The following is a 21,841-nucleotide window of genomic DNA, read 5'->3' on the forward strand; positions in this document are numbered from 1 at the left end:
CCCCCTGCTCCCCCTGCTCCCCCTGCTCCCCCTGCTCCCCCTGCTCCCCCTGCTCTCTCATCTCCCCATCCCCCAATCTCACCCGTAGCGTCACCCTCCCTTGATCGGTAAATTTGATCGCATTTCCTAAGAGGTTGAGCAATACTTGACACAGTTTATTTTCGTCCGTTTCTATGTATTTAGGAATATCTGGCGCATATTCAAACAGTAATTCTAAATTTTTAGATGCAGCACGCAAGTGCAACATCTCTTCTAAGTTCTTCAACAAATGAATTAAGTCAAAGCTGCTGCAATTTAATGTGATTTTGCCAGCTTCGATTTTAGACATTTCTAGAATGTCGTTAATTAATTTGAGTAGATGTTCGCCAGCACGATTAATTATTGCCAAGTTTTCTTGATGTTCGCTAGATAGCGAATAATCTCGACTCATAACTTGGGTGAAACCAAGAATGGCATTGAGTGGGGTACGCAGTTCGTGGCTCATGTTAGCCAGGAATTCGCTTTTGGCGAGGTTGGCGGCAGCACTTCGCGCCGCTTCCCGAACGGCTGCTTGTTGTTCCTGTGCAGCGATTTTTTGCGATTGAATCAGTTCTTCTTGGGTGGTTTGCAGTTGCTCAATAACTTGCTGGAACTCTTCGGTACGTTTTTTTACTTGAGCCTCTAAGGTGCGATTGTATTCCGCTAATAACTTTTCTGTTTGTTTGCGTTGGGTAATATCAAAAAATGTGGCGATGGCAAAAGCCACATTCCCTGATTCATCATAAATTGGCTTTCCTAAAACCTCAATACGAGTAATATTGCCACAACTGCGAATTTCCATATCATCAACCCTGGTGCTTTCCCCAAGCAATGCTCTCAAAATCGGTAAGCGATCGCTGGGGTAAAGTTGATCTGTGCCGGCAAGGTAAGCTTGATATATCTCTGACAATTCTTCGACTTTAACTTCTGCGATCGCTCCTTGACCGAGAATTTGCTGCCCAATCTGATTTGTATAATAAGGTTCACCTTCAGCATCGATGATGAATACACCTACCGGCATGGCTTCTAAAAATTGAGTTAGCTGACTCTGATTATGAGATAGCGCCTCATTTAAAACTTGCATTTGGGCATTCTTTGCTTCTAAAGCACTAAAAGATGCCTGGAGTTGCTTTGCCATAGTTTCAAATGATTTGGCTAGTTCTCCCATCTCATCGGAACGCTGAATATCTGGTGTTTCCTCCCATTCACCTTGAGCAATTTTCTTCGCCGAGCTGTTTAATTGCAAAATCGGCTTAATTACCCAACGAGCAGTCAAAATCCCAATTCTTGTGGCCACTAAAAAAGCAACTATGCACAGCAAAATAGTGATGCGGGTGTTGGCATTAATTTGCTCCATAAATTCGCCTTCGGGAATCACCGCCACAATTAGCCAATCTAAACCCAGTTCGTCCTTCCAGCTTTTTACCTGTACAAAATAACGCATTCCATCGGCGGTAAAACTTAGCTGTTGCTTCCCCACAACAAACTTAAGATTGCCAAAGCGTTTGATCAAAGACTGTGTTGTGAGTTTAATTAAAGGATTTTGACTATCTAATGCTGATAGACGTTTTCCTTTACCATTAACGATCGTATATGGTGGCTCGCTAGTAGAAGAAGCCACTATTAACCCAGAACGCTCTAAAATAAAAGTTTTACCTGACTCTTTGACCTTTAACTTAGCTAAAAAGTTGCCGATTTGTGATAAAAGCAAATCAACACTAATCACCCCAACGAATTGGCGATTTTTATCGTAAACAGGATAGCTGGAAGATATGGATAAAATTTCTGGTTTATCTTCCCATTGATAAATTTGACTCCAAACTCGTTTGCCTATCTTGACTGGATCTGCGTACCAAGCTTCTACACGAGGATCGTAATTTTTGACTTCCTGTAAATGGCGGCGATTTCCTTGGTTGTCTGTAGGATAAACATAAAGTTTGCCTATACCATACTTTTGGTTAACTTCATTAATTAAAAGCTGGCCATTATCTAGACGCTCAACACCGATAAATTCACCTTTGGGATTGGCAAAGCTGTTATAACCAACATTGAAAACCTGCATTTGTTTCCAAAAGTAATTGCCGCTGGTTTGAAAGTCGGAAAGGTTGAGCAAACCTAGCTCAATCGCATCTAAGTTGATTTGATTGATTTGCTTTGGGGTTGTTAAATAGCTATCAAGATGCTGTTCAATGCGATCGCAGATTTCATTTTCTAATTGAGTAGCAAGCTCCCTTACCGCTTTTTGGCCGTTTTGATACGAAAGATAGCCCACAAGTCCCACCGCACCACAAATTTGCAAGATAAAAGGCACAATCAGAACATATCTCAGGGGCATCTTGGCATAAAGTTTGCCAACTAAGCGATTAAATGATTTGACGGGCTGAAGTTTGGATAACATTGTAGTTTTACTCTTCCCCAGCATCTACTAGGTGCATTTTGCCGTGCCAGCTACATTTTATATAAGTACAATTACTGCATACATTGCTCTTTAGGAAAATTTTATATTCTTAGTATAAAATACTACGAAATACTTATAATTGTTTGACTGACTGACTTCCTCCAACACCTAATTTTCAAACTTTGCACAGGAATAGTCCACTATAGAAATCGGCTATGTGGGTACGCCATCGCACCTGAATTTGCTCAGTTTTATCTGGCAATATTTCCACAAATTTTCTCAGATGAACTGAAATTTAACCAATAATTTCCAGTATGCCATTCTAAAATTCAGGTCGCCATTAGCACCCAATCCTAAATTTAATTTTTAATTACTAATGTCTTGATTTTTTGGTCTGGAAACCTCTAGACTTGTACAAAAACTTATATTTATAGCAACAGACATATTGGTTAGGACATCATATCTTGATGACAAGGGAACAGGGAACGGGGAACAAAGAAATGTCCTAACAATTGTGGCGACTGCTATAACTACAACAATTTTAGAATTGTCATGCAAATACACAGCATAAGCAAAAAAAATCCAAAAAAATTTACTTTGGATTATTTATTTTGACGAAATGTTAACTTTGTTGTACAATTATATTAACTTCATCACCGATTTGTAAAATTTTTCCGGCTGATGATGGGGGGAGTTGAGTATTGATACTCAATCTATAAAAATGATTAAAAGGCGATAAAGCAACCCAATTTGGCAGAGTTGCTTGTCGCTGGGTTGTAAAGATTTTTTGAAAGTTTGGGTAAGCTTCCCCTAAGTAAGAATTGCGTGTTGGGACTATACAACGCTGACATGGGTTAACCCCAAAAAAGTGTACATCTCCCACTTGAAAAGAGACTAAATCACCTTGTTCGCTAAATAGCTGATCTTCCCAAAATGCTGGTACACCACCAATCTCGATGTTGGCACGCATCCGACGGCGCATTTCATCTACACTTAAACCAGGAAACCAAGAAGCTACTTCTGCCAATGTGGCTGTACTAATTACCGTTGGGCCAAGTGAGTTTGTATCGTCAGGAAAACCCATCAAAGAGTTTTGTCGCAATGTGACAGCAAACTCAAAATAATCACTCAAAGTTGCTTCTAATGCTTGCCGTTCCTCATCCAGATGAAAAATTTGTTGTAAGTTGTCATCAGGAATTTGTAACGAGATAGTTCTATTTAAGAGTGCAAATTGTGCTCTTAGTAAATGGATTTTAGCATGACGCTTGCCATTGACAAATCTACCTTGTTCGTCAAAAATGGCAAACTCGCGGTCATACTGTAGCGCGCCACTGGTAAGAACTCTAGCGTTCTCAACTTCAACACCATCCAGTGATTTAACTGGATACAGTAAAATCTTAGCTAGGTAAGGCGTCACGTCGCTTCGCTCCAAATTCAAAATTCAAAATTCAAATATTTTAGACACCCATAAATAAATTTAGTTGCTCTATATCCTTTTCGTTTTCGGTCATAGCAATATTTGGATTTGAGATTTGGCGAAAAATCGCAGCGTCTCCTCTTATACCGTTTCACTTTAAGATTGATACAAATAGGAGGCAGTGCGGTCTTGGGGTTTCCCCAAGTGGAGCAACTGCCGTGCAGCAGGGGAGCAGGGGGAAAGAATTAGAGATTGATTATTTGTATCAGACATTTCGTGAAATAGTATTAGCGTTTGGCTTTGCCAATGCTAAGAGCGAACTGAACTTTTCAAGACGGATTTTGGATTTTAGATTGGTGATTTAGTAGTCCCCAATCTAAAATCTAAAATTCTTTTGTTAATGAGCGATTTGAGCAATATTGTTGGTTAATTATGGATATATTGGCGATTTATCGATTCCACCAATATGATTTAAAGGCCAGAAGCGAACTACAGCACGTCCAATAATATTCTGGCGCGGGACAACACCCCAGCAGCGGCTGTCATAACTACTGTTACGATTATCACCCAGTACTAAATATGAATCGGCTGGTATAGTCTGGGGTTTGGCCAAAAAAGGTGGCTGTGGTCCTGATTGGCAAACATCAATAACTGTAGTCTGCCCAGAACTGAGGTAATTAGATTCTGGCAGAGGTTTGTTGTTGATATAGACTTTGCCATCCTGAAGTTGTATTTTTTCTCCAGGTAAGCCAATTATACGTTTAATAAAAGCATCTTGATATTGTTCTTTTTGTAGTTCTTTCGTCGGTGAAAATACTACTATATCTCCCCGTTCCGGGTCAGCAAATTTATACTTCAACTTATCGACAATAATTTTATCTGCCTCCCACTGGTTTGGCGTACCATGCAGAGTTGGTTCCATTGAGCCAGAAGGAATCCAGCGTGCTTCAGCAACAAAGGTACGAATTCCCAGAGCCAGAACAATGCTTAATACAATTGTTCTACCTAGCTCTGCGATCCAAGAATTATCGGGTTGTTGACTAGAGTTGTTATCAGACACTTGATTATGCATGAAATTACTTAACTTAACGAAAAACGTAGGTAATTAACTCGCCTAGTGAGACTTTATCTGTTAATCTTAACGGGAAAATTTTAATTTCCTAGTTATGTTTGCATCTTCACTACCAATTTTAGATTGTGGATTGTGAAGGAGGCAGGGGGTTTGAATTTAGATCAGGGTTCTATATGAGACGCTCTCACATTCAACCCTATCTAATTACAGTCCACCAAATCGGAGATTTTGTGGGGGACTTAAACCTTTGTTGCCTCTCTTGTTAAAAATAAACTTTTTTTTAAGGCGGGGCAAAAATTGGTTACTCCGATCGCGAATAAGTTTAACCTAAAAGCATGGTTCTCTGTAATACATAGCTCCCTGTTTAAACTTGGTTATCTCTATGTCATCTCCAAAAATGTTACTGATTCGCCGCGCTCGCATAATCTTACCCGATGGTGAACTGATGGTTGGGGATGTGTTGACGCGCGATCGCCAAATAGTCGAAGTTGCGCCGGAAATCTCCCAAACAGCACTAGCCACTGAAATTGACGCAGAAGGCTTAACTTTGTTGCCAGGAGTTATCGATCCGCAGGTACATTTCCGAGAACCTGGACTAGAACACAAGGAAGATTTATTCACCGCCAGTTGTGCCTGTGCTAAAGGGGGAGTCACTTCATTTTTAGAAATGCCCAATACGCGCCCCCTAACAACGACACAGCAGGCATTAGACGACAAACTAGAACGGGCCTCACACAAGTCCTTGGTTAATTATGGCTTTTTTATTGGGGCAACAGCAGAGAATTTACCAGATTTGGTTTTAGCAAAGCCAACACCGGGAATTAAGATTTTCATGGGATCGATGCATGGTCAGTTGTTGGTTGATGGCGAAACAGCATTGGAGGCGATATTTGCTAAAGGCGATCGCTTAATTGCCGTTCATGCCGAAGACCAAGCTAGAATTAACCAACGCCGTCAAGAATTTGCCAACATTCACGATCCAGCCGTTCACTCGCAAATTCAAGACGATCGAGCGGCGTTGCTGGCAACCCAACTAGCATTAAAACTTTCTCAAAAATATCAACGTCGGTTGCATATTCTCCACATGTCAACAGCGCTGGAAGCAGATTTGCTGCGTCAGGAGAAACCGAGTTGGGTGACAGCTGAGGTAACACCACAGCATTTGTTATTAAATACTAGTGCTTATGAAACAATTGGCACATTAGCACAGATGAATCCCCCTTTGCGATCGCCCCACGATAACGAAGTTCTCTGGCAAGCTTTGCGCGATGGTGTGATTGATTTCATCGCTACAGATCACGCACCGCACACCTTAGAAGAAAAAGCTCAAGAATACCCCAATACTCCTTCGGGAATGCCTGGGGTAGAAACTTCCCTCGCTTTGATGTTAACTGCGGCGATGGAGGGAAAGTGTAGTGTGGCTCAAGTTGCGAACTGGATGTCTAAAGCTGTAGCTGTGGCTTATGGTATTCCGAACAAGGGAGCGATCGCACCTGGTTATGATGCCGATTTAGTGCTTGTAGATTTAAACACATACCGCCCAGTCCGGCGGCAGGAACTTTTAACCAAATGTCATTGGAGTCCTTTTGAAGGCTGGAACCTAACTGGCTGGGCTAAAACCACTATTGTCGGCGGTGAAATAGTTTATGACAAAGGCGAGGTAAATACGCAAGTGCGGGGTCAAGCTTTAACTTTCTTATAGCAAATATTTATTTAACCTGATTAAAAACCTGAATTTACAGCAATCACATTTCTGTACCTCACAACATTAGACTTCTTGCATAAATCCAAAATAAGAACCCCACCCCGCCTTTGACTTACGTCAAAGTCTCCCCTAAGAGCAGGCTCTTAGGGTCTGGGGGTAGGGTTTAGGGGACTTTTGCAAGAGACCTCCATGAGCCTTCGGCTCACAACCAAGGATGAAAGTAGACTTTCAAGAGAGGTCTATTGAAATTTGCTGTATTTCTAAGTGTTTTAAGTTAAATCTTCAAGTCAAGACGAAAGACTGATTATTGTACAGACGGCGATTCATCGCGTCTCTTGCTTTAACCGAACAGTATTCAGGGAGGCTCTGCCTCTAGGACAGCATTCCCAGTCGAAGACTGGGAACGAGACAATATCTAAAAGCAATTCTCTAAAATAAGGCAACAGATGTAAGCAGGGATTGCCTTGCTGCATCTAAATTTCTCAATTGCGAATTGCGTTAGCGCAGCGTTAGCGAGTCCGCGTACTCTTTCAGAGAAGCAAGCTACGCTTTTAGCGTCTCGTAGAGAGCGTCATTGCGAATTGCGAATTGGTATAAAAGCTGGTTCTAGGCTGGCTTTCACGTTAACTTGACACCAATGCTATGCGTACCCCTTCTATGGAGAAGCAAGCTATACGTAGTGTCTCGTAGAGAAGGCGCTTCGTTAAAAAAAACTTAGGTATTCTTCCAGTCGGATAAATCGAATAAGTCGGATAAGAGTAAACAAGTTAATGGAACCGTATTGTGATTTATCTCATGATGCTTGTCCACAGAAATAATCAAAGAGAATTGCTATGTCCTTCAAAATTTTGGCTTTAGATGGTGGCGGTATTCGTGGAGTTGTTGCAGCACGAATACTTCAACAAGTAGAACAAGAAATTAAAAATCAGGGAAAAGGAGAGTTTTTACACGAATATTTTGACATGGTTGCTGGTACTTCTACTGGTTCGATATTAGCAGGAGGGATTGCTCTTGGAAAAAAGAGTGATGAACTCATTAATCTGTATAAAAATAGAGGTAAAGATATATTCCCTCTGGAGATAAAAGAGCGCTACAAAAACTTTCCGTCCATCATCAAATCAATTATTCAGGTATTTTCCCCATCTAAATATTCTCATGATGGAATTACTAGCGTCCTCAAAGATGCCTATAAATCCACAAGAATCAAGGATCTTGAAAAACCTATTCTTTTGATTCTTGCTTACGATACGCTATATCGCAACACAACCTTTTTTACAAATTGTCATCCCGATTTAGGAGACAGATGGTACGATGACTGTTATTTATGGGAAATATGTACCGCTTCTGCCTCAGCACCTACTTTTTTTCCACCATATAAATTAGAACCTGTAGATAAACAAAAATTTGGTGACTGGGAATTCCCACATATTGATGGAGGAGTTTCTGCTAATAATCCTGCTCTTGCAGCTTTGAGTTTAGCGATGAGGATTAGCCAGTCTTCAGTATCTCCAACAATCAAGCAACAATATAAACTACATAATCTGCAATTGGAAGATATTTCTATACTTTCTATTGGCACAGGTCAAAGTGGTCAGCCATATCAATATAAGCAAATCAGCAAATGGAGAGGCTTAGACTGGATCAAAAATCTTACTAACATTTTTATGGAACCTACATCTGAGATTGATAGTACGATTTGCCGACAAATCATGGGTGGATATGAGTCTAAACGTTACTTACGTCTTCAGTTTGACTTAAATGAGACATTTAAACCCAAGCCAAAAGAGACTTATAAAGATCCTCGCATTGTATTACCTCCAGAAGAGCGGAAAAATAAATTTACAGGTGAAAAAGTCACTGAAGAAATAGATGATACTAATTCCGAAATTCTTCAGCAGTTAATAAATACTACCTCTGCATTCATCGAGCAAGGTCTTACGTACTACACTAGAGACGATTCTGGTTCTCCGATAATAAAAGCGATCGCGTCTTTTATTAGAGAGAACTAACGAGCTGTGTCATTATTTACAAGTGTCTACAATTGGTTGGGTTTGAATACCCATCCAATTGATTTTTACATCCCGTTCAAGACTTTTTCTGGATCGTTCCATCAACTTAGATAATCAAAAAGCGATGCCTACGGCGGTAAACTACGCACGTCAGCTCTAGCAATAACTGCCTTCTTTGATAAATTATCAAAATTGTATTTAATTTACTAATTAAAATTTGCTTTTCTGATAAAGTTTAGTAAAGTCAAGCTTTACCTCTTCTTTGTACTACTACTATCACATCGTAATAATACCTAAATTTTTTAATTATTAATTAACGAGGAGAAGATATAAGACAATACGGTTCAGTTAAGGAAATTTCTCCCTTGAGGCAGGCAGGGGGAGCAGGGGATGCAGGGGAAGCAGGGGGAGAAAAAAAAGCTTATCTGAACCGTATTGAGATATAAGAAATCTTTTAGCAACACAATAGAATGTGTAATCCAATACATTTTTATCAGCCCTGTTTTGTGTTGTTGCCGCAGTATTTCCCGAATGTTTTCTATGAGAACTGAGGCAGAGAAAATAATATGTTTTTAGACATTTTAGCTAGCCTGCAACGGTTATTTGTTGGTTATATTCCAGCCGCTGTATTGGGTAGCTTCATTGGATATTTAATCGGGATAAATAGCATGATTTATCAGCTATTTCGGCTGATATTTCAGATACCACATAGTATCCCTCCTATAGCTTTGCTTCCTATTGCCCTAATCACTTTTCAAGAGAGCGATTCCGCTGCTATTGTAGTAGTTTTTGTGGGAACTCTCTGGACGATGATTATTAATACGGCAATAGGTATGCAGCATTTCAAAAGACAGAATAGTAACTTTCGTGTAGCTATATTTCATATATTTCATGCCTTGAAAGTTAGTATTTGGGTAGCCTGGTTTATTGTTATTGCCACAGAAATGTTAACAGGCCCGAGAGGACTTGGCTTTACCCTCTGGGATGCTTATAAAGCTGGCAATGCTGATTACATAATCCAGGTAATTTTATACATCGGTATCATTGGTTTTTTGCTGGATCAGTTACTAGATTTCGCAGCTTATATTCTCTCGCAAATGGTTTCAGATGGGAAAAAATCTTCTTAAACTTTATCGAACAGAATTCAGGAGTCAGGAGTCAGGAGTCAGGAGTCAGGAGTCAGAATTCAGAATGAATTGTGTACGACTGGCGGGTAGCGCAGCGTAAAGCCTTCTCTTTTCCCAAAGGGAGACGCTACGCGCAGCTTCTTGTAGAGAGCGTCTTGATTCTGAATTCTGAATTCTTCTTTATCTAAGCTTGCGGATTGCACCCTGCCAGCTAATAGTTTGCTTGGCAGAACGTATTCCTAAAGAACGAGTTGCTACGACTTCAATATCAATGTTGACACCAGGGCGTAAAGCTTCGTCAGGAATTTTGAGCTTGCCCAAAGCTAGAGTAAAACGGTTGTAGTCACGAGTCACAAGTTCGGTGGGAATATCCCCTTCAAATTCAGTTTTGTAGCCAGAAAAACCGTGCAAGCTATCCTGGGCGCGGAATTTCACGCGAAACTGAGTATTAATGGCATCAGACTTGGCTGCCAAATCAACTATTTTTAAATTGAGGTTTTGTCCAGCATCGGCAAACTCTGCCACAGCTAACCGCGTGACATCTTTTTTGGGAATGGCATGGTTAACGGTAAATGTTGTAAAGTTAGCCTCACTTTTGGTGTTACCCTCAACCCATAATTCCTCAGAAAAAGTAATTTCTACTTGTTTGTTATCAGTTAAATTTAGTGTTACAGCTTGATTGCCAAAGCTGGTAATGGGTTGTCTTTCTTGCCAAACTATTTGAAAAGCCTCTTCTAGACGCTGTTCAAACTCAAGGTAATTATCAGCGATCGCAGAACCAGGCGCAAGTAGAGAAGCTGCCCCCATGCGTTGATTCCACTTATTCTTCGAGAGGTGGAACTGTTTGTTTATCAGTTCCGAAATTGCTAGCTGCACTGTTGGAGTATCAGCTGCCAAAGGTTCCTTGCGATTGACAATACCCAAAGTTCCTAAGTGCCCTTGGCTACCATCGCTACCATCGCTGCCATCTCGTCCATCGCTACCATCGCTACATCTATAAACCTTTTCAGTACACTTATAATCAGGGCTACCAGGAGTTCCCTTACAGGTTTTTACTTCCCATCTCCGTCTGTGACAGTTACAACCCTCCGTACCGTTGCTACCTCTACCGCCGCGTCCACCTTCCCCACCAGTTGCTCGAACAGAAATGTTCCGTAAGTCTGTCAAATTGCTGTAATACACTGTAATAGAACCACCATTTCCCCCGTCTCCTCCTTTGCCACCATTACCGCCACTACCACCATCTGGTGCGTTTATGTCATGGCTGACGCGCTCGTCGCGTTGGGAACCACAGTCAGGTTGATAACCATGTTCGCCGTCTTCCCCATCTTCACCATCTTTACCCGACAAGTTAAGATTTATAGGTGAACCATTGACAAAAATATTTTGGTTTTCACCGCTGCTACCATCTCTACCCTCACGTCCATCGGTTCCTGCCCGTCCATCTCTGCCATAATTTCTGGCTACTTTATAGTATTCGTCAGAGGCAACGGCTGGACAGAAAACTGAACCAGAGGCAGGCAAAAAGCTAGTAAATAAGCAGAATGTCAGCAGTAGTGGCAGCTTACTCCTAAAACCATTGTGCATCTAGTTATACCCAAAACTTTAGTTGAATTATCTACTCCTGACGCTGACCTTCAACAATTTGCTCCCTCTTGTCCTGTGATATCGAAGTGTGACACACTTATGAAAAAGGATTAGCTTCTGTTACCACTTCCGGCAGTGGAATAAACTCTGTTTCATCTGGCACGCTAGCAAAGCGAGAGTTGCGCCAATCAACTTTAGCTTGCTCTATTCGCTCTGCTCGGCTAGAGACAAAATTCCACCATTTATAGCGTGTACCTAACGGCTCACCGCCAATAACAATACATCGAGCCGCAGATGTAGCAGAAACCTCAACCCGATCGCCTGGCTCTAGAATAGCGAGACGATATTGCTCCAGCAGTTCATCATTAATCCTCAATCCCTCTGTGACACTGTATACTGCCCTTTGTGAATAATCTGTAGGGATAGTGAAGTGGGTGTTGGCAGACAACACTGCATCTAAATAGAGGATAGGTGAGAGAACTTTCACAGGTGAGGTATAGCCAAATGCTTGTCCAGCAATAAGTTTGATGATAACGCCATTCTCTTCCCAGGTGGGAAGGATTTCAGCAGGATAGTGAATGAACGTTGGCTCAGTTTCTTCGTGTTCAACAGGCAGGGCTACCCAGGTTTGAATGCCATGAATAGTAGTTTCTTGCTGACGGTCAAAGTCAGGTGAGCGTTCTGAATGGACAATCCCCTTGCCCGCTGTCATCCAGTTGACTGCACCTGGTTGGATTTCCTGCACAGTACCCAAACTATCGCGATGCATCAAAGCACCATCAAATAAATAAGTTACCGTTGCCAGATTAATATGAGGGTGTGGTCGGACATCGATGCCTTGATTGGGGGGCATAACCGACGGGCCAAGATGATCGAAAAAGATAAACGGCCCAACCATTTGGCGATTAGGATATGGCAAACTGCGGCGGGCAGAAAAACCACCCAGATTTTTAACTTCGGGTTCAATCAGTTGAAGAATTGCCATAAATCATCGCAGGTGATTAGTAAATGCTGTAATTATTATAAGTATATTTACTTGTAAATAAGCTAATCTTGTTTTGTAGAGTTGAAGCCAATGCGATCGTCTGTTCTTCGATAGTTTTTTACCTTATAGGCACTTCAAATTATCAAACTTTTTTCAAAGCTTTCTTGTTTTTTGTAGCATACTCCTTTTTCAGCATTGATAGAGCTGCAAGGATTACACCTATACCAACGAGAGTAGACGGTTCAGGAATGGAGGAAGAAGATGTATTGATACGTTGAGCAAAGATACCTTGTTGGCTACCTGGTGTATCCCAAGCGATTACAAACTCTCCTAAATCATTGTTAGGAATAACTGACGAATAAGAGATTTGTTTTCCTGAAGCAACAGTGAAGGGATCACCGATTAGATTGCCTGATGTACCGATAAACTGCCCAATTAAGCCAGAGTCGTTTATCCATGCAAGTAGATAAGTTTGTAATTTTTCATTAAAAGTAACAGAAAAATTATTATAATATAAATTTCTACTGAAAATAATCTCACTGCCGATTGGTGTCCCATTCTCATCAATAAACTGGCCACGGATTTGTCGCTCTTCAAAAAGAGCATAAACAACGAGGAATTGTTTACTAATAGGGTTAAAAATTGTGCTAATGGATGCTAGAGGCGGTACACCTGAGTAAAAATCTGGTGGCGGTACAATTTCAAGTTGTTTGCTTATCAGTCCACCGTCTGCATTAATAAAACGACCTTGTACTGTATAGTTGGGAGAACTTCCTTGCTGCCGCCAAGTTGCTAAGTATCGGTTGTTAACACTGTCCAATGCAACCTGTCCATTGAGAGCGCCATCACCAAAAGGATCAAGACGAATGTTAGAATTAATTAAGGTTCCATCCGATTTAATTCGCTGCCCTAAGATTCTGTTGTCCGGGATTGGATCTGGGTCGAAGTAGTCGAAGCCTATAGCTGTCTGGAAGTATTCGTTAACTTCAGGATTATAAAGTAGATTAATTTGTTGCCCTGCACTACTGATTAAAAATTTGTCTCCAATGAACTTGCTGTCTGCTGTTAGTAGTTGACCTACAGAGTTATTATAAGGAAAAATTGAGCTTCCTTGAACTAGAACACTTACTAAGTATTGATTATCAGTGCTGTTATAAGCAATAACTGGCTCGCTATAAGAAATAAATGTATCACTAGCTGGATCTCGAGATAAGTTGATGTTTCCCTCAATTAAAGAACCTGTAGTGGAAAACCTCTGTGATGCCAAATCTGCTTGCCCTGTTGAATTACTAAATCTCCATACAGCTATGTACTCTTTATCAATACTGTTGTACGCTAAGGATGGACTAGTTGGGAAGTATGAACTTCTGCCTTGTGATAGTTGAATAGGGTTGCCAATTAGCGCTGCATATGCAGAGTTAATTCCTATCGTTGTTAAAGTCAAGACAGTGGTAGAAATAACAAATTTAATTTTTTGGAAAATTTTTCTATTCATTACATTTATACAGTTCAAAATTTGCAACTATTTTACCAACTAACTGGTAAATCTCCTCATCGGATAACTGACTCACTCACACACCTTAAAGCGATGCGGTCTTTCGATTCAGTACGTTTTGACACACGCCACTGTTGCAGAATGCGATCGCTTGAGGTTGCTCAGTTTTCCAAGCAATATAGTTCACACGACCTTGGCGATCGACATACAGACGCAACAATCTGTCCCAAGGTTCAAAATCAATCATTATTGCTGTGTTTATATGTTGTCCGTTGTTTTTACTTATACCTATACCAATTGAATCCTCAAAATAGAATGAAATAGCCCTGATTTAGAGCTAAGGGAATTCTTTGGTTTTGCGATCGCAACGTAGAGTTGAATTTGTACAAGTATTTATTTAACGAATTATAACAATACTATCTTTGGCAACTTGAAATCAGCGATACACTGAGGAAAATTCCTTGAGGAAGCGTTGATGGCACGGTCAAATGGGGTTACAAGTGAAACGTCTGTAGAGGAATTACCTACAGTTTCAGACAAAAATGCGATCGCAATTGAAAATCCGCCTGAGCCAGTGGAGGATGCCCAGGATATTGATGACATATTGAACTCACTAAAAACCTTACTGAGTTCTCTAGAAAAGCTCCAAAAAGTCCGGCAGGAAGTGGGCGATATCAAACCGTTGATTGGGCGGATGCTTGATGGAGAACTAGTTGCTGGTGAAGAACTTGAGCAACTCAAGACAGGTGTGAGCAGTCTTTCTCGGCTTGTTCGTGCTTATAATGACCATCAAGTAGCGTTGGCTAAAGCACAACCTGCTAGAAACTTACTAGATCAAGTACTGAAAGAGCGCAAAGCTAATTGAGTTGAAACTGGGGATTAGGGAAGAAATTCTTTGGATATTTGGTTGAAGTCCCAATCTCCAATTTAAGAAGCGATCGCACTTTTTTGAGAGAATGCGATCGCTGTAAACTGAAGATGTAACTCAAACTTGCAGTTATCCCCATGAATTCTTTACAAGACTACACTACTGTTATCTGTCCCGATAACTGACTTAACGTTGAACAAGGTATCTCAATTATTACTACTGTTCCTCGTCTACATCTCCCCAGAACAGCTTGACAAACTCCTCAGCCGCAGCAGGCTCAATTTCCCGTAGTGCCTTGCGAATTTTCACTACTGTATCACCCGGTGGATCTGCAACTTCATTCACCCAGCCAAAAACGCTAGAACGATTAACTTCCATAACTACAGCCAATCGATTTTGGGTGATGCCATAAATTTCTAGTACCCGTTTGAGAGCTTTTCCTGCTTTTGCCATGCCTCCGATTTTGTCAGAGGCTTATAATCAAGTAAATGTTTGTAACTACGAACAAAATGGTAAGCTATTTATGTTCGTGATTACAAACATAAGTTCTAGTAACAATTTAGGTCAACTCTAATGAACAGAAGCTCTCTAACTTCCATGCAACCAGATTCAGACCGAGAACCTGTTAGTTTTCTCGTTATTGGTTCGCGCCAGACTGTCACCAATGCTATTCACACACTCTATAGAATGGGTTTTGCACAGATTAGCGAGTGGAGTCCACTTTTACCTGCTTCTGAACCAGGCAAAGTGATGAAGATTTTAACCCGAAGCGTTCCAACAGACTCATAACTGTATCTGCAATTGTGTTGCGTTAGCGTAGCTTACCGTAGGTATCGCCTTTAGATATAGCTACGGCAGCAAGGTAGATCATTAAAGTAAGTAGGGCATTATACTCTACTTACTATTAATATTTTTCTCAATTATTGGCTAATAACCTAAAATAGGTTATGATGTATAAAGTCTAGTATTACTTGCAAGGTAGGTATCATAATGAAGACTAATAAAGAGAATCTACCCTTAGATCAGATTCTCTTAGAGGATAGCTTACAACTGCTAAGTAATCTGCCAGATGAATGTGTTGACTTAGTTGTATCTTCTCCACCTTATAATCTAGGCAAAGAATACGAATCAAGGCAGGCTCTTGAGATTTATTTGGCAGAACAAACAGCCGTGCTGCTTGAATGTAGCCGAATTCTCAAAAATACAGGTTCGCTATTTTGGCAAGTTGGTGCTTTTTCTGATCGAGGAATGCTGATTCCTCTGGATATTCGCTTTTTTCCGATTTTAGAGTCATGCACATTAATTCCTCGCAACCGAATTATATGGGCTAGGCAACATGGTCTTCATGCCCAGAAAAAGTTTTCTTGTAGACATGAAACTATTCTTTGGTTTACTAAATCAGATAACTATAAATTTAATATAGATGCTATTAGAGTTCCGCAAAAGTATCAAAATAAGAAACATTATCGGGGAAATCGGAAAGGCGAACTTTCATGCAATCCAGAAGGTAAAAATCCTGGTGATATTTGGCTATTTCGGAATGTTAAACACAACCATGAAGAACAAACTATACATCCCTGCCAATTTCCAGAAGACTTGGTAACTAGAATTATATTAGCTACAACTGACAAAAATGATATTGTTTTAGATCCATTTATGGGATCTGGTACTGTGGCGGTGGTTGCAAGAGATCGTGAACGCCATTTTCTTGGGTCAGAAATTGAACCAAAATATCATCAAGTTGCGTTGCATCGTCTTAGTGGCAATCCAGATAAAAATGGTAGTTTTCCAAATTTAAAAACATTGCGCGATTATGTTGAAAAAACTGGTCAATCTATTGATAAATTTAAGTTTGATGTGCAAGTAGGAAATAAAGCTTCGGAACGCAACAAAGCAAAAATTTATCCAGAAGAGTATCACTTGCAAGAAATGGAAGATAGATTAATCTATGAAGAATCTGCTTTTGCAGCGAATCTCAGAGGTGAAGAAATTCCAATAGATCCAAAGCTTAATGGTAATGGGAAAAAGACTTATTTGCAAAATAAAATAGTAAAACCTATAGAAGAAGTAGAACAAATTGAACTGAGATTATGGAGTTAATAGATTAATTTTTATAATAAGTTAAGTAGACAACGACTACGGGCTGAACGTCCGGCAATAATTTGGCATTCACGATTAACTCTAGTATTCACAGTTCTAGAATATCTTTTAGATAAATACTCAGTCCAGATAATAGGCACTATTGTATTTTGTTGTTCAAATAATCCAACCAGTCTGATTGGTACATCAAAAACTTGGTTTTTAGCCAAAGCTGTTAACTGATTAACAGCTTGCTCGTAATAAAGAGTGCTATTGGAAGCAGGAAACATCAGAGCCTTTGTTACTATAATTACTAGATTAGTCGGGTATCCAACAAATTCAGTTTTAGCTTTGAAGAACAATTCTGAGCGCAAAGTGTTATTGAGTAGAAAGGGATAGTTAGAAAATTGAATTTCAATAATAATGCCAGCTTTAGCAAAATCAACATCTGTACCTAAAAATCTGTAAGGTATTGGAATAGGTATATTTGATTGCCAACCATCATGAATAAAGGCAGCTTTAATGTATTCGTTTGTACCTACTGGATCGAATATTGCATTACCCTGAATTCCAGCTTGATCTGAAGCCTTGATGTGCAAAGGCATTTTAGTGAGAATGTTACTAATCTCATGCCATTCGTTCTGATATTGGGTATTAATTATTGTATCTGCTGCGTTCAAGTCTACATATTGAATAATGATTATTATGTCTCCTTTTGGTATCTCAACAGTTCTTTGATAAAAGCAAGCGGATCGATTTCAAGAACTTGGGCAACTTGTAAAAATTCAATCACGTCAAGACGACGCTCTCCACGTTCATACTTTGATACATAAGATTGCGGAAGCTCTAGCTTTGCTGACAACTCTGCTTGAGTAAGCTTGGCAGCTTTGCGGGCTTCGATAAGTAGCTGGCGAAACCGATTGTAATCTTCGCTGAAAACTGATTTAGGCACTTTAGCTTGCCTTTTTTCTGGCGATGGTTTATTCGATCTCGATGAGAGTTATTACATATTGCTAAACTCAGTTAAATTCTAAAACCTAATATGGGATAAACCCAAAATAGGTTTTTAGCAGCTATTATGAAGACAACATGTGCGTAGGCGTTGACGTAGCCTCTCCAAGAATTGCCCGTCGTAGACATCACACCCTTAATTCCCCAAGGTCATAAATGTGAAGTCGCTACATATCTAAATCTGTGGTTCATTTGAAGGATATCAAATTTTGCAAAATATCTATTTATGATGATTAACATTGCACCTGCCATTGTAATACTAGGTCAAAATAGTTTGACAGTAGCACGTAAAATAATCAGCGTCTTACCAGGGGCAACACTATACGGTTTGGAGGGTCGCACATCAGGAGTTGATGTCAGCTTTACGAATTTTGGCGAGACGCTACGCGAGTTATTTATGCAGGGAAGGCCGCTGATTGGCATTTGTGCCGCCGGCATTTTAATTAGGACGCTAGCTCCGGTAATCTCGGATAAACGACAGGAACCACCAGTGCTAGCTGTAGCTGAAGATGGTAGTGCTGTTGTCCCTCTCTTGGGCGGACTTGGTGGAGTCAACGATTTAGCACGTCGCATTGCTGAAGCGCTGGATGTCAAACCTGCAATTACGACCACAGGTGATTTACGTTTGGGCACAACGCTGTTATCTCCTCCCCCTGGATACCATTTAGCGAACCCAGATGACGCCAAGAAATTTATCTCAGATGTGCTAGCTGGGGCGCAAGTTAAGCTCAAAGGAATAGCGCCTTGGTTGAGTGATAGTAAATTACCGATAGATCCAAAAGGAGATTTGACCATCCAAGTTACAGAACGTTTGGTGACTCCTACAGCCAACTGTCTTGTTTATCACCCAGCAACGATCGCGATCGCAATTAGTGGCATGATTGATGATCCAGTAGCTTTAGTACAACAGCTACTAGCTGATGCCAAACTAGAAGCAGCATCAGTCGCCGGGGTATTTGCACCCATCACCACCGCAGCCAATCCCGCAATCCACGCCCTAGCTAGCGCCTTGAAAGTGCCCGCCCGCTTTTTTACCCCAAATCAGTTAGAAAGTCTACTTTCACAAGGTTATAGCCCCGCCCAAGCTGTAGCGATCGCTGCCACAGGCACATCCCCGATTACTCCTTCTACTCCCAACATTGCGATCGCTATTGCCCCTGAAGTAATTGACCCCAACACCATCGGTCAGCCACGCGGACGGTTAGCGATTATTGGTACGGGCCCTGGTGGTTCGCTGTGGATGTCTCCCGAAGTGAAGGAGATACTCAAGTCGGCAACTGACTTAGTGGGTTATAAAACTTATTTAGATTTAGTTGGTTCTTTGGCTGATGGTAAGCAACGGCATGAATCTGACAACCGGGAAGAAGAAGCACGAGCAAAGATGGCCCTGGATTTGGCTGCATCTGGGCGATATGTAGCTGTAGTTTCATCTGGCGACCCAGGTATCTATGCAATGGCAACAGCGGTTTTTGAGGTATGCGATCGCGATGCTAAACCCGAATGGGACAGTATCGACATTCATGTGGCCCCAGGTATCTCTGCAATGCAGGCAGCAGCAGCAGCCATTGGTGCGCCCCTTGGACATGACTTCTGTGCTATTTCCCTTTCTGATATCTTGAAACCTTGGTCTGCGATCGCCCAACGAATTGCGGCTGCTGGCGAAGCTGATTTCGTCATTGCTTTTTACAATCCTGTTTCCAAAGAGCGTACCTGGCAGCTGGCAGAAGCAAGAGATATTTTGCTGCGACATCGAACACCAGATACACCAGTAGTGTTGGCCCGGAATCTTGGTCGGCCAGGACAAACGGTAAAAGCGATCGCACTCGATCAGTTAACACCAGCAAGCGCTGATATGCGGACAATTATTCTCGTTGGTTCCACAAAAACCCGAACTATCAAGCGTAGCGATGGTAATATCTGGGTTTATACGCCGCGTCGCTATACTGAACAGTAGTTGCTAACGCAAACGCTCCCCTCCCCTTAGCAAGGGGTGGGGTATTAAGGACTTTTGCAAGAGGTCTAATCTTCCAATCGCTCGAGCTAGTTTAATACAAAATTACTGTAAGTTATTTGAACAGAAGGTTATACCCTTTTTCAAAGATTTCCACCCAGATATATTGATTGTTATATCAAGTCCGGTTAATCACTTATGATTACTGGATCTGTGCAAAAATCCCAAAAGCCTCTTTCTCCCTGCCCCCTGCCCCCAGCAAGAACTGCGGTCTAAATGATAGATGCCAACCAGGTGAATTGACTTTCTAAAATTAATTTACAGCCCCATGATTACGTTATCTTGACTGATTATTGCTTAGAAATTCCACCGCGAATTATTTTTGGTTTAGAGGGAGGTTATGAACTAGAAAGTCTCTATCTGCCCTTGAGAGTTCCCAAAAACATGCAACAGCAACTGGTACATCGTCAAAATTTTGAATTCCCACAACAGCAGTCACAGTTGTGCTACTATACAACTCGTCTATGTACTTCATTCAAACGAAAATCCCAATATGTCTCACCTAGCGAAGAGTCAGAATTTATTCTGAATTCTGTACAATTGGCGGATGAATAATCAGGTTAATAACCTCACAAAACAATAAAATTTGATGATGTAACAATTCAGTAGTGGGTCTAAATCCCCGATTAATAACGAAGCTTCTTCTCTACGAAAGGCTTGTCTGCGACACGCTCCGCGTAGCTTGCTTCCCCGCAGGGGTACACCAACGAATCCGTAAGTGTCTTGATTCTGACTTCTGAATTCTTATTTCAACAAATTTTCATTGGAATTTTAACATTGTAATCTAAGCGTGTAGTGATTAGTCAGGAGTTTAGTTTCGTGAATCCTAAAGTCTCTGTAATTATCCCTGCTTACAATACTGAAGTTTATATTAAGAAGGCAATAGAGTCAGTCTTAGATCAAACACTCACTGAGCTTGAAGTTATCATTGTCGATGATGGTTCAACTGATAAAACTGTAGAAGTTGCTAGGAGTTTTACCGATCAACGTCTCAAAGTGATAGTTAATCCACAAAACCTTGGGGTTTCTGCAGCGCGTAATCTTGCGATCAGAGCAGCCCAAGGAGAATGGATTGCTGTTCTTGATTCAGATGACTGGTATGCTGATGAAAGATTAGAAAAGCTTGTGTTGCTGGCAGAACAAGCAAATGCAGATATGATTGCAGACGATGTTTATTTTATCAAAGATGGTGCAACATCTCCTTGGAGTACATTGATTCAAGAAAGTGGAGAACATATAGATAAAATTCTCCAAATTGATATCGTTTATTTTGTAGAGACTGATGTCTATGCAAAAGCAGGGCTGCATCTTGGTTTAAGTAAGCCTATGTTCAAACGAGAATTTTTGGTTAAACACAGCATTGAGTACGATGAAACTTTAAGCATAGCTGAGGACTTTTGGCTTAACATGAAATGCTTAATTAATGGCGCTCGCTTTTTTCTAGTGCCAGAAGCCTATTATTTCTACCGTTCACGCTCTTTTTCTCTTGTACGTGAAAGCCAATTGAAACGTTTAAATCAATCTTGTATATCTACTTATTCTTTCATGCAGCAAAAAGCTGTGAAAAAAAATCCAGATTTAATGCGTGCTCTGTCTTATAATCTTACAGTTTACAACAGAACTTTAGCTTACTATCAAGTTTTATTGCCTATAAAACAAGGAAAATGGTTATTAGCATTGAGAGAGATCACAAAAAATCCGGGCTTTTTTTATGATTTTATTTCTCAATTTAACAATATTATCAAACGTCGATTTCAATACTATGTTATGGGTAATGAATTAGTTTTTGAAATGTCTTATAATCTCCAGATAAAACGAAGAAAACCAAAAGTGCATCCCAGTTTTTCTTCTCCCAGCAATAATAAATAAGTAAGACCAAAAGATTGTTACAGAAAAATAAACTTCTCTGTTTTGCGCAGCCTGTAGCAGCTTCCGTCTTCCCTGTAAGAGCTTCTGCCTTCACGTTTCCGTGTTTTGCGCAGTCTGTAGCAGCTTCCGTCTTCCCTGTAAGAGCTTCTGCCTTCGCGTTTCCGTGTTTTGCGCAGTCTGTAGCAACTTC

General features: G+C 40.7%; 20 protein-coding genes. 9 read left to right on the forward strand and 11 right to left on the reverse strand.

Annotated elements, in window-relative coordinates; translation table 11 throughout:
* The 3 genes from RMY63_RS37915 to lepB form a co-directional block, all read right to left on the reverse strand.
* Positions 1-2,416, reverse strand: a 2,416-nt coding sequence (locus RMY63_RS37915) for a histidine kinase dimerization/phospho-acceptor domain-containing protein (RefSeq protein ID WP_322733611.1), incomplete at its 3' end; no start/stop codon positions are given.
* A 622-nt stretch (positions 2,417-3,038) separates the two neighbouring features.
* The gene (locus tag RMY63_RS37920) at positions 3,039-3,833 is read right to left on the reverse strand and encodes an MOSC domain-containing protein (RefSeq protein WP_322733612.1); all 795 of its coding nucleotides are present in this window, start codon (positions 3,831-3,833) and stop codon (positions 3,039-3,041) included.
* A 430-nt stretch (positions 3,834-4,263) separates the two neighbouring features.
* Positions 4,264-4,905, reverse strand: a complete 642-nt coding sequence (gene lepB, locus RMY63_RS37925; protein ID WP_322733613.1) for a signal peptidase I — start codon at positions 4,903-4,905, stop codon at positions 4,264-4,266.
* A gap of 382 nt (positions 4,906-5,287) precedes the next feature.
* On the opposite strand from lepB, the gene RMY63_RS37930 reads away from it, so the two are divergent.
* The 3 genes from RMY63_RS37930 (at position 5,288) to RMY63_RS37940 (ending at position 9,746) form a co-directional block, all read left to right on the forward strand.
* On the forward strand, positions 5,288-6,607 hold the full coding sequence (locus RMY63_RS37930) for a dihydroorotase (RefSeq protein ID WP_322733614.1): 1,320 nt from the start codon (positions 5,288-5,290) through the stop codon (positions 6,605-6,607).
* Between the two features lie 836 nt (positions 6,608-7,443).
* Positions 7,444-8,619, forward strand: coding sequence for a patatin-like phospholipase family protein (locus RMY63_RS37935; protein ID WP_322733615.1), 1,176 nt, complete (start codon positions 7,444-7,446; stop codon positions 8,617-8,619).
* A 566-nt stretch (positions 8,620-9,185) separates the two neighbouring features.
* The gene (locus tag RMY63_RS37940) at positions 9,186-9,746 is read left to right on the forward strand and encodes a nitrate transporter (protein ID WP_322733616.1); all 561 of its coding nucleotides are present in this window, start codon (positions 9,186-9,188) and stop codon (positions 9,744-9,746) included.
* A 180-nt stretch (positions 9,747-9,926) separates the two neighbouring features.
* Here the strand turns inward: RMY63_RS37940 and RMY63_RS37945 are convergent, their stop codons facing one another.
* The 4 genes from RMY63_RS37945 to RMY63_RS37960 form a co-directional block, all read right to left on the reverse strand.
* Entirely contained in the window at positions 9,927-11,333 is a 1,407-nt protein-coding gene (locus RMY63_RS37945; RefSeq protein WP_322733617.1) for a collagen-like protein, read from the reverse strand.
* Between the two features lie 97 nt (positions 11,334-11,430).
* On the reverse strand, positions 11,431-12,318 hold the full coding sequence (locus tag RMY63_RS37950) for a pirin family protein (RefSeq protein ID WP_322733618.1): 888 nt from the start codon (positions 12,316-12,318) through the stop codon (positions 11,431-11,433).
* A 142-nt stretch (positions 12,319-12,460) separates the two neighbouring features.
* Entirely contained in the window at positions 12,461-13,813 is a 1,353-nt protein-coding gene (locus RMY63_RS37955) for a PEP-CTERM sorting domain-containing protein (protein WP_322733619.1), read from the reverse strand.
* An 85-nt stretch (positions 13,814-13,898) separates the two neighbouring features.
* Positions 13,899-14,060 carry a hypothetical protein gene (locus tag RMY63_RS37960; RefSeq protein ID WP_322733620.1) on the reverse strand — a complete coding sequence of 54 codons (162 nt, stop codon included), beginning with the start codon at positions 14,058-14,060 and terminating at the stop codon, positions 13,899-13,901.
* Positions 14,061-14,288: 228 nt separating this feature from the next.
* Between RMY63_RS37960 and RMY63_RS37965 the strand changes: the two genes are divergently transcribed.
* A complete protein-coding gene (locus RMY63_RS37965) occupies positions 14,289-14,678 on the forward strand; it encodes a hypothetical protein (RefSeq protein ID WP_322733621.1) in 390 nt (129 codons plus the stop codon).
* Here RMY63_RS37965 and RMY63_RS37970 read toward each other — a convergent pair.
* Positions 14,671-14,820, reverse strand: coding sequence for a hypothetical protein (locus RMY63_RS37970; RefSeq protein WP_322733622.1), 150 nt, complete (start codon positions 14,818-14,820; stop codon positions 14,671-14,673). The genes RMY63_RS37965 and RMY63_RS37970 overlap by 8 nt on opposite strands.
* 77 nt (positions 14,821-14,897) lie before the next feature.
* Positions 14,898-15,134: a helix-turn-helix transcriptional regulator gene (locus tag RMY63_RS37975; protein WP_322733623.1), complete on the reverse strand. Its 237-nt coding sequence runs from the start codon at positions 15,132-15,134 to the stop codon at positions 14,898-14,900.
* Between the two features lie 120 nt (positions 15,135-15,254).
* On the opposite strand from RMY63_RS37975, the gene RMY63_RS37980 reads away from it, so the two are divergent.
* Positions 15,255-15,470 (forward strand): hypothetical protein, encoded by a 216-nt coding sequence (locus RMY63_RS37980; protein WP_322733624.1) that lies wholly within the window; start codon positions 15,255-15,257, stop codon positions 15,468-15,470.
* Positions 15,471-15,671: 201 nt separating this feature from the next.
* The gene (locus RMY63_RS37985; protein WP_322733625.1) at positions 15,672-16,781 is read left to right on the forward strand and encodes a DNA-methyltransferase; all 1,110 of its coding nucleotides are present in this window, start codon (positions 15,672-15,674) and stop codon (positions 16,779-16,781) included.
* A gap of 11 nt (positions 16,782-16,792) precedes the next feature.
* Here RMY63_RS37985 and RMY63_RS37990 read toward each other — a convergent pair whose 3' ends face one another.
* Together RMY63_RS37990 and RMY63_RS37995 are read right to left on the reverse strand one after the other, a co-directional pair.
* Positions 16,793-17,440, reverse strand: a complete 648-nt coding sequence (locus RMY63_RS37990; RefSeq protein ID WP_322733626.1) for a BglII/BstYI family type II restriction endonuclease — start codon at positions 17,438-17,440, stop codon at positions 16,793-16,795.
* 23 nt (positions 17,441-17,463) lie between these two features.
* Positions 17,464-17,712, reverse strand: coding sequence for a helix-turn-helix transcriptional regulator (locus RMY63_RS37995; protein ID WP_322733627.1), 249 nt, complete (start codon positions 17,710-17,712; stop codon positions 17,464-17,466).
* 285 nt (positions 17,713-17,997) lie between these two features.
* On the opposite strand from RMY63_RS37995, the gene cobJ reads away from it, so the two are divergent.
* The 3 genes from cobJ (at position 17,998) to RMY63_RS38010 (ending at position 21,651) form a co-directional block, all read left to right on the forward strand.
* Positions 17,998-19,725 (forward strand): precorrin-3B C(17)-methyltransferase, encoded by a 1,728-nt coding sequence (gene cobJ / locus RMY63_RS38000; protein ID WP_322733628.1) that lies wholly within the window; start codon positions 17,998-18,000, stop codon positions 19,723-19,725.
* Between the two features lie 339 nt (positions 19,726-20,064).
* The gene (locus RMY63_RS38005; RefSeq protein ID WP_322733629.1) at positions 20,065-20,337 is read left to right on the forward strand and encodes a hypothetical protein; all 273 of its coding nucleotides are present in this window, start codon (positions 20,065-20,067) and stop codon (positions 20,335-20,337) included.
* Between the two features lie 264 nt (positions 20,338-20,601).
* A complete protein-coding gene (locus tag RMY63_RS38010; RefSeq protein ID WP_322733630.1) occupies positions 20,602-21,651 on the forward strand; it encodes a glycosyltransferase family 2 protein in 1,050 nt (349 codons plus the stop codon).
* Positions 21,652-21,841: the final 190 nt, after the last annotated feature.

This window comes from Nostoc sp. ChiQUE01b, from assembly GCF_034531255.1.
Taxonomy (GTDB): Bacteria; Cyanobacteriota; Cyanobacteriia; order Cyanobacteriales; family Nostocaceae; genus Nostoc.

What these genes read in the sequence shown, in the direction of transcription:
- RMY63_RS37975 (WP_322733623.1), bottom strand. Translation starts at nt 15,134, where the DNA reads ATGGCAAAAGCAGGAAAAGCTCTCAAACGGGTACTAGAAATTTATGGC.
- cobJ (WP_322733628.1), top strand. Translation starts at nt 17,998, where the DNA reads ATGATGATTAACATTGCACCTGCCATTGTAATACTAGGTCAAAATAGT.
- RMY63_RS37985 (WP_322733625.1), top strand. Translation starts at nt 15,672, where the DNA reads ATGAAGACTAATAAAGAGAATCTACCCTTAGATCAGATTCTCTTAGAG.
- RMY63_RS37940 (WP_322733616.1), top strand. Translation starts at nt 9,186, where the DNA reads ATGTTTTTAGACATTTTAGCTAGCCTGCAACGGTTATTTGTTGGTTAT.
- RMY63_RS37950 (WP_322733618.1), bottom strand. Translation starts at nt 12,318, where the DNA reads ATGGCAATTCTTCAACTGATTGAACCCGAAGTTAAAAATCTGGGTGGT.
- RMY63_RS37935 (WP_322733615.1), top strand. Translation starts at nt 7,444, where the DNA reads ATGTCCTTCAAAATTTTGGCTTTAGATGGTGGCGGTATTCGTGGAGTT.
- lepB (WP_322733613.1), bottom strand. Translation starts at nt 4,905, where the DNA reads ATGCATAATCAAGTGTCTGATAACAACTCTAGTCAACAACCCGATAAT.
- RMY63_RS37970 (WP_322733622.1), bottom strand. Translation starts at nt 14,820, where the DNA reads ATGGGGATAACTGCAAGTTTGAGTTACATCTTCAGTTTACAGCGATCG.
- RMY63_RS37945 (WP_322733617.1), bottom strand. Translation starts at nt 11,333, where the DNA reads ATGCACAATGGTTTTAGGAGTAAGCTGCCACTACTGCTGACATTCTGC.
- RMY63_RS37965 (WP_322733621.1), top strand. Translation starts at nt 14,289, where the DNA reads ATGGCACGGTCAAATGGGGTTACAAGTGAAACGTCTGTAGAGGAATTA.
- RMY63_RS37960 (WP_322733620.1), bottom strand. Translation starts at nt 14,060, where the DNA reads ATGATTGATTTTGAACCTTGGGACAGATTGTTGCGTCTGTATGTCGAT.
- RMY63_RS37955 (WP_322733619.1), bottom strand. Translation starts at nt 13,813, where the DNA reads ATGAATAGAAAAATTTTCCAAAAAATTAAATTTGTTATTTCTACCACT.
- RMY63_RS37930 (WP_322733614.1), top strand. Translation starts at nt 5,288, where the DNA reads ATGTCATCTCCAAAAATGTTACTGATTCGCCGCGCTCGCATAATCTTA.
- RMY63_RS37980 (WP_322733624.1), top strand. Translation starts at nt 15,255, where the DNA reads ATGAACAGAAGCTCTCTAACTTCCATGCAACCAGATTCAGACCGAGAA.